13 protein-coding genes are annotated in these 14,948 nt (G+C 58.5%); 8 read left to right on the top strand and 5 right to left on the bottom strand.

Annotated elements, in window-relative coordinates; all coding sequences use genetic code 11:
- Positions 1 to 161: 161 nt before the first annotated feature.
- The 5 genes from cra to G5193_RS02560 all read left to right on the top strand — a co-directional run bounded on the left by cra (position 162) and on the right by G5193_RS02560 (position 5,002).
- Positions 162 to 1,148, top strand: a complete 987-nt coding sequence (gene cra / locus G5193_RS02580; protein WP_421204885.1) for a catabolite repressor/activator — start codon at positions 162 to 164, stop codon at positions 1,146 to 1,148.
- A gap of 553 nt (positions 1,149 to 1,701) precedes the next feature.
- Entirely contained in the window at positions 1,702 to 2,895 is a 1,194-nt protein-coding gene (locus G5193_RS02575) for an aromatic amino acid transport family protein (RefSeq protein WP_421204884.1), read from the top strand.
- A 154-nt stretch (positions 2,896 to 3,049) separates the two neighbouring features.
- Positions 3,050 to 3,715, top strand: coding sequence for a hypothetical protein (locus G5193_RS02570; protein WP_216953544.1), 666 nt, complete (start codon positions 3,050 to 3,052; stop codon positions 3,713 to 3,715).
- A 144-nt stretch (positions 3,716 to 3,859) separates the two neighbouring features.
- Entirely contained in the window at positions 3,860 to 4,423 is a 564-nt protein-coding gene (locus G5193_RS02565; RefSeq protein WP_421204883.1) for a hypothetical protein, read from the top strand.
- 192 nt (positions 4,424 to 4,615) lie between these two features.
- Positions 4,616 to 5,002 carry an MAPEG family protein gene (locus tag G5193_RS02560; RefSeq protein WP_108571800.1) on the top strand — a complete coding sequence of 129 codons (387 nt, stop codon included), beginning with the start codon at positions 4,616 to 4,618 and terminating at the stop codon, positions 5,000 to 5,002.
- Positions 5,003 to 5,115: 113 nt separating this feature from the next.
- On the opposite strand, the gene G5193_RS02555 is transcribed toward G5193_RS02560, so the two are convergent.
- Positions 5,116 to 6,483 (bottom strand): DEAD/DEAH box helicase, encoded by a 1,368-nt coding sequence (locus G5193_RS02555; RefSeq protein WP_421204882.1) that lies wholly within the window; start codon positions 6,481 to 6,483, stop codon positions 5,116 to 5,118.
- A gap of 358 nt (positions 6,484 to 6,841) precedes the next feature.
- Here G5193_RS02555 and G5193_RS02550 point away from each other — a divergent pair, with 358 nt between their 5' ends.
- Positions 6,842 to 7,651 (top strand): substrate-binding periplasmic protein, encoded by an 810-nt coding sequence (locus G5193_RS02550; RefSeq protein ID WP_106843347.1) that lies wholly within the window; start codon positions 6,842 to 6,844, stop codon positions 7,649 to 7,651.
- A gap of 125 nt (positions 7,652 to 7,776) precedes the next feature.
- On the opposite strand, the gene aroC is transcribed toward G5193_RS02550, so the two are convergent.
- On the bottom strand, positions 7,777 to 8,865 hold the full coding sequence (aroC, locus tag G5193_RS02545; RefSeq protein ID WP_421204881.1) for a chorismate synthase: 1,089 nt from the start codon (positions 8,863 to 8,865) through the stop codon (positions 7,777 to 7,779).
- A 12-nt stretch (positions 8,866 to 8,877) separates the two neighbouring features.
- Positions 8,878 to 9,813: a 50S ribosomal protein L3 N(5)-glutamine methyltransferase gene (prmB, locus tag G5193_RS02540; RefSeq protein ID WP_113739592.1), complete on the bottom strand. Its 936-nt coding sequence runs from the start codon at positions 9,811 to 9,813 to the stop codon at positions 8,878 to 8,880.
- Between the two features lie 82 nt (positions 9,814 to 9,895).
- Between prmB and smrB the strand changes: the two genes are divergently transcribed.
- A complete protein-coding gene (gene smrB, locus G5193_RS02535) occupies positions 9,896 to 10,420 on the top strand; it encodes an endonuclease SmrB (RefSeq protein ID WP_005333198.1) in 525 nt (174 codons plus the stop codon).
- A gap of 695 nt (positions 10,421 to 11,115) precedes the next feature.
- Complete coding sequence (locus G5193_RS02530; RefSeq protein WP_421204880.1) at positions 11,116 to 11,670, top strand: porin family protein; 555 nt, start codon at positions 11,116 to 11,118, stop codon at positions 11,668 to 11,670.
- A gap of 125 nt (positions 11,671 to 11,795) precedes the next feature.
- Here the strand turns inward: G5193_RS02530 and G5193_RS02525 are convergent, their stop codons facing one another.
- Positions 11,796 to 13,259, bottom strand: coding sequence for a chitinase (locus G5193_RS02525; protein WP_421204879.1), 1,464 nt, complete (start codon positions 13,257 to 13,259; stop codon positions 11,796 to 11,798).
- A gap of 305 nt (positions 13,260 to 13,564) precedes the next feature.
- Positions 13,565 to 14,785 carry a methyltransferase gene (locus G5193_RS02520; RefSeq protein ID WP_421204878.1) on the bottom strand — a complete coding sequence of 407 codons (1,221 nt, stop codon included), beginning with the start codon at positions 14,783 to 14,785 and terminating at the stop codon, positions 13,565 to 13,567.
- Between the last annotated feature and the right edge of the window lie 163 nt (positions 14,786 to 14,948).

Raw genomic sequence — 14,948 nt, 5'->3', positions numbered from 1 at the left:
GCTGACAGGCTGAATCGTTTCACTTACACTCAGACTGAATCGTTTCAGCGAATTGATCAAGTACCCACAAAGAGTGCTTTTCAATGATATGATCCCGCGCACACTTTTCGGTGCCCTCACCCGGCAGTGACCGTGGGCCTTGCAACTCAAACAGAGCCAATATGATGAAACTGGATGAAATCGCCGCCCTCGCCGGTGTCTCGCGCACCACGGCAAGCTATGTGATCAATGGCAAGGCCGACCAATACCGCATCAGCCAGGCCACCCGCGACAAGGTGATGGCCGTGGTCACCGCCCACAACTATCAGCCGGACAGCCGCGCAGCCTCCCTGCGTGGCGGCCAGACCAAGACCCTCGGCTTTATCCTGCCCGACCTTGAGAACGCCAGTTACGCAAAGCTGGCCAAACGGCTGGAACAGGGGGCCCGGGCGCAGGGCTATCAGCTGCTCATCGTCTGCTCGGAAGATGAGCCCGCCACAGAAAAAGAGCTGGCCCATATGCTGGTGAGCCGCCATGTGGACGCCCTGCTGGTGGCCAGTTGCCTGCCGCCAGACGACCCCTTCTACGGCAAATTGCAGGCGCAAGGCAGCCAGATCCTCGCCATCGACCGGGCGATGGCCGCCGACAAGTTCGTCACCGTCGCCAGTGAAAACGAGAAAGCGAGCTTTGATCTCACCAGCTCCCTGCTCACCCCGACCTTGCGCCATATCGCCTTGATCACCGCGCTGCCGGCACTCACGATCAGCAAGGAGCGCAAAGCCGGTTTCGAGCAGGCGGTCGCCAGTCATAGCACGGCTCGCCACCTGTGTGAGGGGGATCACTTCTCCCGCCTTGAGGGGTATCGCCTGATCAAGGATCTGCACCTGCAGCTGGGTCAGCTACCCGAGGCACTGATCACTACCTCCTATATCCTGATGGAGGGGGTACTCGACTACCTGTTGGAGCAAGAGATCGATATGAGCCAGCTCGCCATGGCCACCTTCGGGGACGATCGGCTGCTCGACTTCCTCCCCTTTGGCATCAACTCCCTGCCTCAGAAGCACGACGCGCTGGCGAGCCAGGCGCTGGAGCTGGCGCTCAAGGCGGTGAACGGCGACTACCAGAGCGGGCTGCACTATGTGAGCCGCACCCTCAAGCGCCGTCGCTAACCTGACCGCAGCAGACCCGATTTGCTGTCAATGGGTGGGTAAAGCGAACAGATGACAATAAGGCTGCCAGGATTGGCTGCCTTATTGTTTTTCCCCACAACCCTACCCGTCCGCTTTGCTGTTTCTACCGTCTGGCCGACTAAACAACCGGCCTCAACACTCCTTTCACCCCGCAACTAAACGCCAACGCCACGACAAGGCACTCCCCCATCCGTGCAGCAACCACTTGGCTGACCTGTATCAATGAGCCCCTGCCAGTCATTTTTTCGGTGCTTTTTTCTGCAATTAGCCATCACTGTCATCATTTATTTCCACTTGTTGCCACAAGACAGCACATGATCCGTATAAAAGGGGTTGTTTCCGCTATTTCGATCCGCTAACGTGGCAACCATATTTTACAACTGACAGGTTTTAGGTACAGATGTTCCCGTTCCGATATTGCTAGCCTCCGGCCCTATCACCGGAGGCACCTTCTGATAACGCCAATCGGCCCCCTTTTGTCAATGCTGACATCGCCTGTTTGCACTGACACCGCTACGTTCGGATGGATAACATGAATACCAAAACCCTGGGTTGTACCCTGTTGATTGCCGGCACCACCATAGGTGCCGGCATGCTGGCCCTGCCGCTGGCCTCCTCCTCCCTCGGCGGCCCCGCCACCCTGATGTTGATGGTCGGCCTCTGGGCCCTGATGGCCTTTACCGCCATGCTGCAAGTAGAGGCAAGCCTCAACACCGGCAAATGGTACCTGCACCAGCTGGCGGACCATCTGCTCGGCCCCTGGGGCAAGCGTATCGCCTCCTTCTGTATCCTGATGCTGTTCTACTCGCTGGCCTCCGCCTACATCAGCGGCGGCAGCAGCCTGCTGGCACAGGCGCTGGCCGATGCCGGCATCACCCTGAGCCAGGAGCAGGCCGCTTGGGCCTTTACCCTGCTGTTTGGTGGCATGGTCTGTGTCGGCACCCGCTCGGTGGATTACCTCAACCGACTGATGTTCACCGTCAAACTGGTGATCATGGTGGTGGTGCTGGCGTTGCTGCTGCCCCGCACCGAAGGGCAGCATCTGCTCTCGATGCCGCTGGGTCAGGGCCTGTTGCTGGCGGGCCTGCCGGTCATCTTCACCTCGTTTGGCTTTCACGGCTCCATTCCGAGCGTGATGCTCTACCTCGGTGACTGCCCAAAACAGCTGCGTCGGGTCTTTGTCTGGGGCTCAGCCCTGCCACTGATCCTCTACGTGCTGTGGCAGGTAGCGATCCTTGGTTTGCTCGGCCAACAAGCCCTGCTGCAAACCGGTGGTGCGCTGGACAGCCTGCTGGCAAACGTCGGCAAACTGGTGAGCTGGCCTGTGTTTAATCAGGCGATGCACTTGTTTGCCGACCTAGCGCTCGCCACCTCCTTCCTCGGGGTAACGCTGGGACTGTTTGACTTTATGGCCAAGGTGACCCGCCGCAAGGACAACTGGCAGGGCCGCACCCAGACTGGCCTTATCACCTTTGTGCCGCCATTGCTGTTTGCCCTCTACTTCCCGCAGGGCTTTATCATGGCCCTCGGCTACGCTGCCATTGCGCTGGCGATCCTCGCGGTACTGCTGCCGGTGGCGCTGGTATGGCAGAGCCGCAAGCAGGCGCCTGCCCACCACTACCGCGCCCCGGGTGGCGTAGTGGCGCTGGGAGTGGCCGCCGCCATGGGCGTGCTGATTGTTGGCGTCCAGATCAGCGTCAGCATGGGGCTGCTGCCCGCGCTGTAATCCCCGATACTGAAAGCAAAGCCCCGCCAATTAACTTGGCGGGGCTTTGTGCTATCAACGCTGCCATGATTCTGCCCATTCCCTCCTCGCACAAGAGGGATAAAGGACGTTTCAGCTACGCTTTTTCCATATGCAATGGAGTGGGGAGCAAGGTATGAAGTGGGCTGGCTGGTGGCTGCTGTTTTGCCTGAACTCGATTGCCCAGGGCGCGCCCCTGACGCTGGCGGCGCCCGTGGAATATATCCCCCTGCTGCGCCCCTTCTATGAGGAGTGGTTTGGCAAGGCCAGGGTCGATTTTACCTTTATCCCCTGTACCAGCGCCCGCTGCAAAAAGCTGCTTGATTCCGATAGCACCATCGCTGGCGATATCGCCCGGATCAAGGGCTTTGAGCAGACCCATCCGCATATGATCCCGGTCGGCACGGCGATTGGCGAAGTGACCATCTATGCCCAGAGCAAGCAGGACGCCAGCTGGCCACCCGCCAGTCAGGAGCGGGTTGGCTGCCTGCGCGGCATTCAGTGGTGCAGCCGCTATCTCGACAGTCGACGCATCGTCTGGTTCAACGATGAGAAGCAGGGTCTCGCCCTGCTCCAGCGCGGCAGAACCGACTGGGTGATCCGGCTACTGCCCACCAATCAATCCCCCCTTGCCGCACCATGGAAACGGGTCTCCGATATCGAGGTTTATCTCTACCTCAACAAGAGCCGCCAGGCCGATATCGCCGCCCTTGTCCAATCCCAGCAGCAGCTGATAGCGAGCGGCCGCTGGCAGCAGATGCAGGAGCGCTACTTCTCGGCCCTGCTGACCCCCATCCGCTGATCGGGGCACCACCGAACAAACCGCCAAGAACCGTGTTTTATACAATCTTTTTTGCCACCGAAGCCTGAACGGACAGTTCAAAACCCGTTCATGCCCGCTCGCTACACTGCCCCCTCGTTTATCGCTTTCAGGAGCCTGAAAACAATGATGTTGCATCTCACGAAGAGTTCCCTTGCCCTTGCCCTTGCTCTGCTGGCAGCCAGCGGCGCCCTCAGCGCGGCCGAAATCACCAACAACAATATCACCGAGGCCGACATCAAGGCGGCGCAGGATGCCTGGGGCGCGGCGCTCATCAAGATCAGCGATGACTATCGGGCCGGCGGCATTGAGCGCGCCAAAGCCACCGCCGAGGCGGTACTCGACAGCGCTTATGGCTACCAGCAGGGGCCGGTACTGTTCAAACCCACCCTCGCCGGTGGTGAGCAGACCTTTCGCACCACCCGCGAGGGGGCGCTGGCCTATTTTGTCGGCAACAACAGCGCCTATCCGGCAGATAGCGGCTTTGCCCTGAAAAACTGGCAGAGCTACCGCTATGACAATGCCGCCGTCTATATCAACGGCAACATGGCGCTGACCATGGGCAAGGTGCATCTGGTGGATCGCGACAACAAGGAGACCACGGTCGACAAGAGCTGGGGTTTCAAGAAGGGGAATGATGGCAAGGTGCGCATCGTGCTGCACCACTCCTCTCTCCCCTACGGCGCCTGACTGGCGAAGTGCAGCTGACAGAGCACGCCACCTAAAACCAGACAACAAGCCCTGCCAGACTGGCGGGGCTTTTTTATCCGACAAGGGTGCTTTGGGCGCCAGGGCCGAGCCCCCTTTACTGCTACCCTCAAGGGCAAGCCATTGAGCGCGCAACAGATCCATGCTTATCCATCACCTCGGGAGCCCTACGCCATGACCATACTGCCCATCTATGCAGCCCTGCTTGCCCTGCTCTTTGTCCTGCTCAGCGTACGCACCATTCGCACCCGTCACCGCCAGAAAGTGGCGCTCGGCCATGGCGATGATCCCGCCATGCTGCGGGCCATGCGGGTGCACGCCAACTTTGCCGAGTATGTCCCCCTCGCCCTGCTGCTCATCTATTTCGTCGAAACCGGCAGCCATGCCCCCTGGCTGGTTCATCTGCTAGGGAGTGCCCTGCTGCTTGGTCGCCTCTGCCACGCCTTCGGCATGAGCCGCACGCCGGAGAATTTCCGCTATCGAATAGTGGGAATGGGGCTGACTTTCACCGTCATTTTGCTGAGTGCGGCCTGTCTCCTGATCACCGCCCTGCTCTCCTGACCAGAGCAGGTCAGCCAAACGCGGAGCCGCAGAAGCAGAAATAGAAAAGCCCTGCCGATATGGCAGGGCTTTTCGTTTAACCGATCAGGGTGGGAGAGTGGCTCTCCTTGCCCTTACTGGTTATGGCTGGCGCGACGGGGGCGACGGGCGTGAGCCGGCTTGGCGGCGCCATCAGCCGGACGCTGACCCCCCTGGGGCTTGGGCTTGCCGCCGTTGCCGGAGCGAGCGGCACCCTGACGCTGGCCTTGACCTTGCGGACGCGGCGCACGGCGCTGCTCGCTCGGATCACGGGGCTCTTTGCGCAGCGGCGCGCCGATACCACGGGCGATGTTGTCGAGGGTCTCGCGGGACGCTTCAAAACCAGCCACCTGCTCGCAGGGGATGTTCTGCTTGGTCAGACGCTCGATGGCTTTGATCAGTTTGCCTTCATCGGCCGCAACCAGGGAGATGGCGTGACCGGCCGCGCCGGCACGACCGGTACGACCGATACGGTGCACGTAATCTTCCGCCACGTTCGGCAGCTCGAAGTTCACTACCTGCGGCAGCTTGTCGATATCGAGGCCACGGGCCGCGATGTCGGTCGCCACCATCACGCGCACACTGCCATCCTTGAAACCGGCCAGCGCGCGGGTACGGGCGCCCTGGCTCTTGTTGCCGTGAATGGCGGCAGCACTGATGCCGTCTTTTTCAAGCTTCTCGGCAACGCGGTTGGCGATGTGCTTGGTACGGGTAAAGACCAGCACCTGCTGCCAGTTGTTGCTGGAGATCAGGTGGCTCAGCAGGGCAATCTTGTTGGCCTTGTCGCACGGGTGCACCAGCTGCTCGATACGCTCGGCGGTACTGTTGCGCGGGGCAACTTCAATGACAGCCGGGTTGTCCAGCAGGCCAGTGGCCAGCTCGCGAATTTCATCGGCGAAGGTGGCGGAGAAGAGCAGGTTCTGGCGCTTCTTCGGCAGCAGGGTCAGGATGCGGCGGATGTCGCGGATAAAGCCCATGTCGAGCATGCGATCCGCTTCGTCCAGTACCAGGATCTCCACTTCGTCAAACTTGACGGCATTCTGGTTGTAGAGATCGATCAGACGGCCAGGACAGGCCACCAGCACGTCCAGACCACGGCGAGTCGCCATCATCTGCGGGTTGATGCTCACGCCACCGAATACCACGTGGCTGCGCAGGGGCAGATGCTTGCCATAGTTGCGCACGCTCTCGCCCACCTGGGCGGCCAGCTCGCGCGTCGGGGTCAGTACCAGCGCACGGACGCGGTTCGGAGAGACCTTGCGCTTGCTCTCCATCAGACGTTGCAGCATCGGCAGGGTAAAGCCTGCGGTCTTGCCGGTCCCTGTTTGGGCCGCCGCCATCAGATCGCGGCCAGCCAGAACGGCGGGGATCGCTTGTTGCTGAATGGGAGACGGGGTGTCGTAGCCTTGTTCGGCAACGGCACGCAACAAGGGTTCGGCCAGACCGAGGGAAGTAAAACTCATAGTTACCTGCTAGGGATAGGGGCGCCGACAATCCGGGATGGGGCTCCTCTGCTGAGCCGATGCCATCTCGCCAGACTCGGGCCTGTTGAGAACACAACGATTTCCCCGGGGAGCAGAGCAAAGGGGAAAGAATAGGGGCGCAGTCTAACGGAGTTGTGCCGGATAAACGAGAAAAATGTGATGCTCCTCCCAGCACGCACAGAAAAGCCCTCTGCTCTCCACCGAATAATCCCGTTGACCAGTGAAGCACGCACCACACTATTAACTGACAACTTATTACCTGTCCCGCCATCGTGATGCGCGGGTCGCAGGCGCACGGGATAGCAGAGAACAAAAAGCAGAATAACGAGGTTAAGCTATGAGCACGCAATATCGTCCCCACGGCAACTGGCAGGCCAAGCTCTGCCTGCTGCTGCTTTTGCTGACCCCTTCCCTGCAGGCCAGTCAGACCCTGACCGTGGCCTGGAGCCACTGGCCCCCCTTCAGTCAAATCAACAACAGGGGTGAGCTGGACGGGCTGGATGTCAGCCTGACTCGCCAGATCCTCACCCAGGCGGGCTTTGCCCCCAAATTTCGTGAGATCCCCTGGGCGCGGGCACTCCATCTGGTGGAGCACGATCAGCTGGATGTGGCGATGGCCGCACTACCACTACCGGAGCGGCAGAAGTATGCCCGCTTCTCTGCACCCTATCGCCAGAGCGCCTATGTGCTGTTGAGTAATAACCCGATTCCAGGCCATCAGGATCGCTGGGGAAAGCTCGATACCTTGTCCAAACTGTGCCACAACAAGGATCTCAAAATTGGCAAACTGCGCGGTACTCGCCCCATTCATCAAATGGACGAGTGTCCTGCCCTCAAGGGGGCGACCGAGTACAATGCCGATGATCGACTAATCGAACTGCTGCTGGCCCGCCGTCTCGATGGCATCATTATGGAGTGGCAATATGCACGCTATCGGCTCTCCCAATTGGGCGCCGAGGGGTTTATCAGTTGTCAGCTGTTGCTGCACCATCAGCCGGTCAGCCTGATGTTTGCCAAAAACAGCATGAGCGAAGAGCAGCTCCTCAAGGTCAACGAGGCCATTCACGCTATGCCCAAACACCATGGGAAGTTCTCTCCCCCCAACTGCCGTCTCGATGCCGATCCGCAGGACGCTGATCACTCTTGATAACCGACGAGTGATAGAAGTACCGCAGAGCATAAGAACAAAGGCGACCCGAAGGTCGCCTTTGATTTGGTTGACGAACCAGCACCCTGAACAGGGTGCGATCAGTCGATGTGCAGCAAGAGCGATCAACGCAGCTGTGGGGTACGGGTCAACACCCCCTGATTCTGGGCACGATGGCGCAGCAGGTGATCCATCAACACCAGCGCCAGCATGGCTTCGGCGATGGGCACGGCGCGAATGCCGACACAGGGATCGTGACGCCCCTTGGTGATCATCTCGATTGCCTCACCTTCGGTATTGATGGTCTTGCCCGGCACAGTGATGCTGGAAGTCGGTTTGAGCGCCATGCTCACCACAATATCCTGACCCGACGAGATGCCGCCCAGAATGCCACCCGCATGGTTGCTGGCAAAGCCCGCCGGGGTCATCTCGTCGCGATGCTCGGAGCCTTTTTGCTCCACCACCGCAAAGCCATCACCGATCTCCACCCCTTTCACCGCATTGATGCCCATCATGGCATGGGCAATGTCGGCGTCGAGACGATCAAACACCGGCTCACCCAGGCCCACCGGCACATTGCGCGCAATGACCTGCACCTTGGCACCGATACTGTTGCCCTCTTTTTTCAGGTCGCGCATATATTGATCGAGCGCTTCCAGCTTGCCCGCATCGGGGAAGAAGAAGGGGTTCTGCTCAATCTGCGCCGCGTCAAACGCCTCGGCCTTGATGGGGCCGAGCTGGGAGAGGAAACCGGTGATCTCGATGCCGTGCACCTGTTTCAGGTACTTCTTGGCAATGGCACCCGCCGCCACCCGCATCGCGGTCTCGCGGGCAGAAGAGCGACCACCGCCACGATAGTCCCGCTGACCATACTTTTGGTGGTAGGTGTAATCAGCGTGACCCGGCCGGAACAGATCCTTGATATCGGAGTAGTCCTTGGAACGCTGATCGGTGTTCTCGATCAAGAGCCCGATGGAAGTGCCGGTGGTCTTGCCCTCAAACACCCCGGAGAGGATCTTCACCTCATCCGGCTCGCGGCGCGGCGTGGTGTAGCGAGAGGTGCCCGGCTTGCGCCGATCCAGATCTCCCTGCAGATCTGCTTCGCTTATCTCCAGCCCTGGCGGGCAACCATCGACCACGGCGCCCAGCGCCAGGCCGTGGCTCTCGCCAAAGGTGGTGACCCGAAAGAGTTGACCAAAACTGTTCCCTGCCATGCGCGCTCCTGCTTAGTTCTTGTAGATGGCGAAATGATCCTGATACTGCACCAGCTCGTCACGGGTCATCACAAAGACGCCGTGCCCGCCGTTTTCGAATTCAACCCAGGTAAAGGGGATCTCGGGGAACTGGGCTTCCAGATGGATCATGCTGTTGCCCACTTCGACCACCAGCACGCCGTTATCCTTGAGGAAATCTGCCGCATGGGCCAGCAGACGCTTGGTCAGCTTGAGGCCATCGGAACCGGACGCCAGCGCCAGCTCTGGCTCGTGACGGAACTCTTCCGGCAGATCCGACATATCTTCGGAATCCACATAGGGCGGATTGGAGACGATGAGATCGTACTTGTCACCCGCGGGCAGATCGCGGAACAGATCGGAGCGGATCGGAATGACCTGCTGCTCCAACCCGTGATCGTTGATGTTGCGCTCGGCCACGTTCAGCGCATCGATGCTGATGTCGATGGCATCCACTTCCGCTTCCGGGAACTCGTGGGCCATGATGATGGCGATACAGCCGGAGCCGGTGCACAGGTCCATGATCCGGGTCGGTTCATGTTTGAGGAAAGGCGCGAAACGGTTGGCCACCATCTCGGCAATGGGGGAACGGGGAATGAGCACCCGCTCGTCCACGTAGAACTCCCAACCTGCATACCAGGCCTTGTTGGTCAGGTAGGCGGCAGGTACCCGCTCCTGTACGCGGCGGATTATCAGCTCGGCAATACGGTGACGCTCGCTGCTGGTCAGACGGGAGTGGCGCATGGCCGGGTCTACATCCGGTGGCAGATGTAACGCGGGCAGTACCAGCTGCACAGCTTCATCCCAGGCGTTGTCGGTTCCATGACCGTAAAAAATCCCGGCGTCGTTGAAACGACTCATGGCCCAACGCAACATGTCCTGGATGGTGTGCATCTCGGCAACCACCTCATCGATAAATATCTTGTCCAAATCCACCTCCAAGTCGAGTAATATCCGGCCCGAGCCCCGTTTACCTAGCGGGCAAGACGCATACCTAATACATGAGCATCTGATGAAAAAAACGCCCTCACCGACAGACGAGGAAACCCTGCTGTTCCGCGATGCGATAAAAGGTACCCGGAAAATCAAGCAAGATACCATAAGGGCCGAGTTACGCCCGGTCAAGCAGAAACGCGAATTGCGCGAAACCCGCGAAAAGCTTGGGGTTGACCACTATTTCAGCGATGAGTATCAGCCCCATCTTGACGACGATGGGCCGACCCGTTACGTGCGGGAAGATGTGTCAAAATTTGAGCTGAAAAAGCTCAAGCGGGGCATTTATCCGCCGGAGATCTATCTCGATCTGCACGGCATGAACCAGCAGCAGGCAAAACAGGAGCTGGCCGCCCTGCTCACCCTCTGCCAAAAAGAGAACATTCACGTCGCCTCGGTGATGCACGGCATCGGCAAACATATTCTCAAGCAGCGCATTCCCAGCTGGCTGGCCCAGCACCCCAATGTGCGCGCCTTCCATCAGGCCCCCCGTGAATGGGGTGGCGACAGCGCCATTCTGGTGTTGCTGGATATTGAAGAGTAGAAGGGAGTAAAAGCAGTGCCCCCACTCGCCCAGCCTAACGGGCCACTCGAATCGTAGCAGTGATAGAGTCGGGACAAGATTGGCCGCTAACCGGGGGATTTGATGCTGCGATAACCGAGAGTGGCACCTGAGGTTGCACAAAAGCAGCACCGCATCACCTCCAAGGAGACATATTCAGTCAGTACACCCATAGCCATTACCGGAAAAACCCTCCAGGCGCCGACCGGTGCGTTTGTGGTGCGCTGACAATCCTGGCTGTGGAAAAATCGGTAGCAAAGGGGGCGGCCAGCATCTTGTAGCGGACTTTGTAGCGGACTACACCACAATGGCAACCTCCCTCTAATATCCCGTTACGAGAAATCACCATCTTGTTTACCATCCAGTCCACGTTTAAAGGCATATATTGCCAGCCTAACATCCCGTTACACTAAGTTGATTAGTGCAGAAAACCAATGAAATTTGCGATTTATCAGCGCCCGTCTCAGATAGTATTGACACAGTTCACCATTGTTCAGACAGAAGATAACCACTCTCACCTCCCATCATAACGGTTATGGGGGCTCTGATTATTCATCCCGCTGACAATATGAGATATTGCCACTCACTACTGGCCTGCGAATATAAGACAAGCTCACCCGAGCCCATATAAATCTGTTCGTCGCAGCCATATTCCACGCTATTTAATTGGAACCTGCATGATGAAGTTATTCACTCCCCTGGTGGTTGCCACGGCGATCTTCTCTTCCGTGGCGATAGCAACCCCCTCTCCCCATATCGTCGGCGCCACCCTTGGCTATGGCACCCAGTCATTCAAAGCACAAAATGGGGATCAGGCCGATGGCGGTGACAATATGACTGCCGATCTCTATTACCGTTATATGTTCAACAATTATATCGGTATCGATTCAGGAATATTGTTTGGTACCGGTGGCGTAGTCAGCGCCCTCTTCGATGCAACCCTCAATGACGTAAAAGATATCCATTACAAAGGGATCCGCTCTGCCTTGTATGCACAATTCCCGGTCTCTTCCGGCAACAGCTTTTATGCCAAACTGGGTGCCAACGCCCACAGAGTCGAATACACCATCAACAAAGAAGATCAGAGCAACTCCGGGGTCGGTTTATATGGCGCTGCGGGTTGGCAATATCGCTTTGATTCGGGTATCGGACTCAATGCGGAGTACCAATATATCCCCATGCCTCGACTCGATGTCAAAGGGGTCAGTGTCGGTCTCAACTACCGTTTCTGATCCCGCCTGATGGGGCGAAAACAGGCCGATAACGGGTAAAAAGCAGGGAGATATCTCCTCCCTGCTGCCTACTTGTTTCCACTACCGATAGATCATGGTGATTGACCATGATCCCAACGGCAACCTTATTTGGTCACCACCACAGCCCAGGGGCCACCTTTGGCGGGATCATCCCCTTGCGTCCACCATTTGGCCTGATAGACGGCGCCCTTGTAGCTCACCTTGTTGCCCGCGGTATAGACCTTGCTGGCCTCCCAGGCAGGCTGGCCATCAATGGGCGGGTCAACCGGATCGACCGGGGCAGGATCGAGCTTGGCGACGATCCGCACTTTCGGCCAGTTGGCGTGGGAACCGTAGAAGTTGGTCACGCACTTCTCGTAATCACCCGGCACCAGCGCAGAATAAGCGGTCTGGAAGCCCACCAGCTCACACTCGAAGGAGTAACCGCCCGGGCGATCAGGATAGTACTTCCAGTTGCCATCCCAGTTGGTGTAGAGCACGTCGGTAGCGCCGTTGAGATTGAGGCTGCCATAGGGAGTCTGCTGCCAGCAGGTGTTCTTCTCATCCGCCTTGACCGGGATCTGGTAGTGGTTGGCCAGCCCTTCCCAGTAGCGGATGCGATTGACCGGCTGCCCTTTGTCCTTGTTCTGTTCACCACACTCGATACCGCCGTTGATGACGTTGATGGTGGTACCGAAGCCATAGCCGATACCGGCGTCAGCTTCCCGTTTGGAGGGTACCCAGGTGCGATCAATCACGTGCAGCATGGCCGGTTTCGGGGCCTGCGGGGTGAGGAAGAACCAGATGGCAGAAGCGAGGTTGAGCCAGGAGTCCGCCACCAGCCCCGGGTTGTTGAGCAGCACTGAGGCATCGCCATCAAACATCGCCTCGGAGAAGGCACCGTAGTTGAAGTGGTAAGAAAGCTGCTTGGCGCCGCGGCCAAAGTAACCTTGTCCGGTACTGCAGGGCCACTTCTTGTTCTGCCAGTCGTTCTGGCCACAGCCGGTGGTATAACCGGTCTGTCCCTCTGACCAGCCCATCTCCCGCACATGCACCAGCGCCTGTTGCCACTCCTCCAGCCCCAGCGGGTTATCGGAGACGTTCTCCTTGGCAATATGGCCGCCGGTCTCCTGAGAGAAGTGGGCAAAGGCCGTCACAATGGATTTTTTACAGATCGCATCAGAATCGCGCCCGTCGGTATATTCGCCGCAGAACGCAGGAAATTTACCGATGGCCCGCAAGAAGCGGACATAGGTATATTCCGGCGCGGCCATCTGGGTTAAATATTCCCATTCAGATTGGGGAAATACCCGTTCAACCCGTTTTACGTTGTCAGGATTGCTTGCCAGACCCGGTTCAATGGCATCGACTATTTTATTTGACCGGGTGGCCAGTGCCTTGGCCCATATTGTATACATGGGGTTGGCCGTCTTGGCCTTTTCCACCGCGGCCAGATCCGGGGCCGCAATCACATATCCACCCACATTTTGCGGATCGGGTTGAATATTCATGGTTGCACTTATTACGGCATAGCTTGGCAATGTGCAAGCGGCAGCGATCAGCCAGGCACAACGCTTGGGTTTGAACATGTTTATCGTCCTTGTTTGAATTAATGCGCTCCAAGAGTAGGTGTTCCAACAACTAAATTCACGATGAAAATTAAGAAATGCGCGTAATTTGTGAACCATTTCACCTTGTGCTACTCAACGCAGCTAAAACGACATAAAAGAACTCAAACGATGACCATTTTGGCCTGTTTTGCCACCCGTATGGGGAGGCGAAAGACGATCAGATGATCTGTCACCAATTAATTATTCGTGGCAAAAAAATGGCTGACCCGCTTCACCAGTCAGCCATCAACAATGTTCAAATCACGCTCACAAAGAGCTCGGTGTCAGGCGCGCACGGCACGGATCAGGATATTGCGCGGGGTCATGGGTTTGGCACAGAACTCCCCCACTTCGACCCGATAACCCTGCTCTTGCAAAAAGAGCGCGCGATCCAGCGCCAGCCAGATCTCGAGAGGACGGCGAAACAGATGACGCACCAGCTCCATGCGGGCGACATCACCAAAGCGACGCTCCCCGTGCTCCAACCAGGCGGGGTAGTCCAGCCCGGCGGGCAGCACAATCCCTTTGCGTTCAGCAGCCCAAACGCAGAATGCCTCGAAAGTGCCGGTCAGCAGGCTCTTTTGCATATTGGGCACCGGCAGATACTCATCCACCCCGCGCACCTGACGCTGCTGGCAGTCAAACCCGAGCCGCCACACCACTTCCTGCTCGCGCAGGCGGGCGATCCGCGCACCGCCGGTGACCGTCTCCTGTAGCGGCAACTTGAGATCCGCCTTGCTCAACACCAGCTCGCTGGAGTTGGCCGCGGCCGACAGCGGGCGATAGTGCCTGGTACGGATCAGGTGGTAACAACAGGGAGAGATGGTCACGCCGCGGGCACTGCGCTCGGCCACCCGCTCCAGCAGATGGGTGTGCAGCTCGCCGCAGGCATGGAGTGCCATAGCGTGATGTTCGGGGGCGATCAGCGCCGCCGACTCGGGGGCAAAAGCATCGGCGCAGGTAAAGGTCATATTGGCGCCATCCCGCTCGGCCAGCAGCCGACCTTCGTCACAAAGCTGCCCTTGCAGCTCCAGACTGAGGATCGGAGCCTGTCGATGGAGCGATACAAGTCGCCCAAGATGCCCTTTGCCGGCACACCACTCCAGATAGGGGCCCTGATGGGCCGGCAAACAGGCGGTGAACGCCTCGATCTGGGCCTGCTTGCGCCCCGGCATATGCAGCGCCATCTCCTTGCTGCAGCTGATGGGCTCAGGAGTAAACGGGGCAAGCTGGCTGAGTTGCTGCAGCTCGGCTCCCTCGGCAATCCAGGGGGCAAGCAGACTGCTGAGGGCGCCCATATCTGCATCGAGCTCTGCCAACTGGGCAAGGGTCAGCCCATTGAGCAGCGCCGCCAGTTCGGGCGCCTCATCGGCAAAGGCCATGGTCAAATGATGATATGGCTGATATTGCCACCAGCGTCGGTAGCGGGTGAGCAGTCGATCCAGTTGTTGAAAACGTTGAGCCAGCACGAATGCCCCTGCCTTGCAGTCAAAAAGGAGGCTCATTCTAGCGATCCCGCTTCAAATTGCACTCTCAATACCTGACGATCTGTGCCGCACAACAGCACCGCCAACCCTGTGACCCAGGGCAGACCTGACAAAGTACGGGGTTTTATGCTATATTCCGCCCCCTCTTTCACGCGCCCCGCCCAACTCGGGTCGTTTTACA

This window comes from Aeromonas sp. 601027, assembly GCF_049174455.1.
Taxonomy (GTDB): domain Bacteria; phylum Pseudomonadota; class Gammaproteobacteria; order Enterobacterales; family Aeromonadaceae; genus Aeromonas; species Aeromonas veronii_A.
Note: the sequence above shows the minus strand (reverse complement) of the source record. Positions and strands in the feature narration are given on the sequence as shown.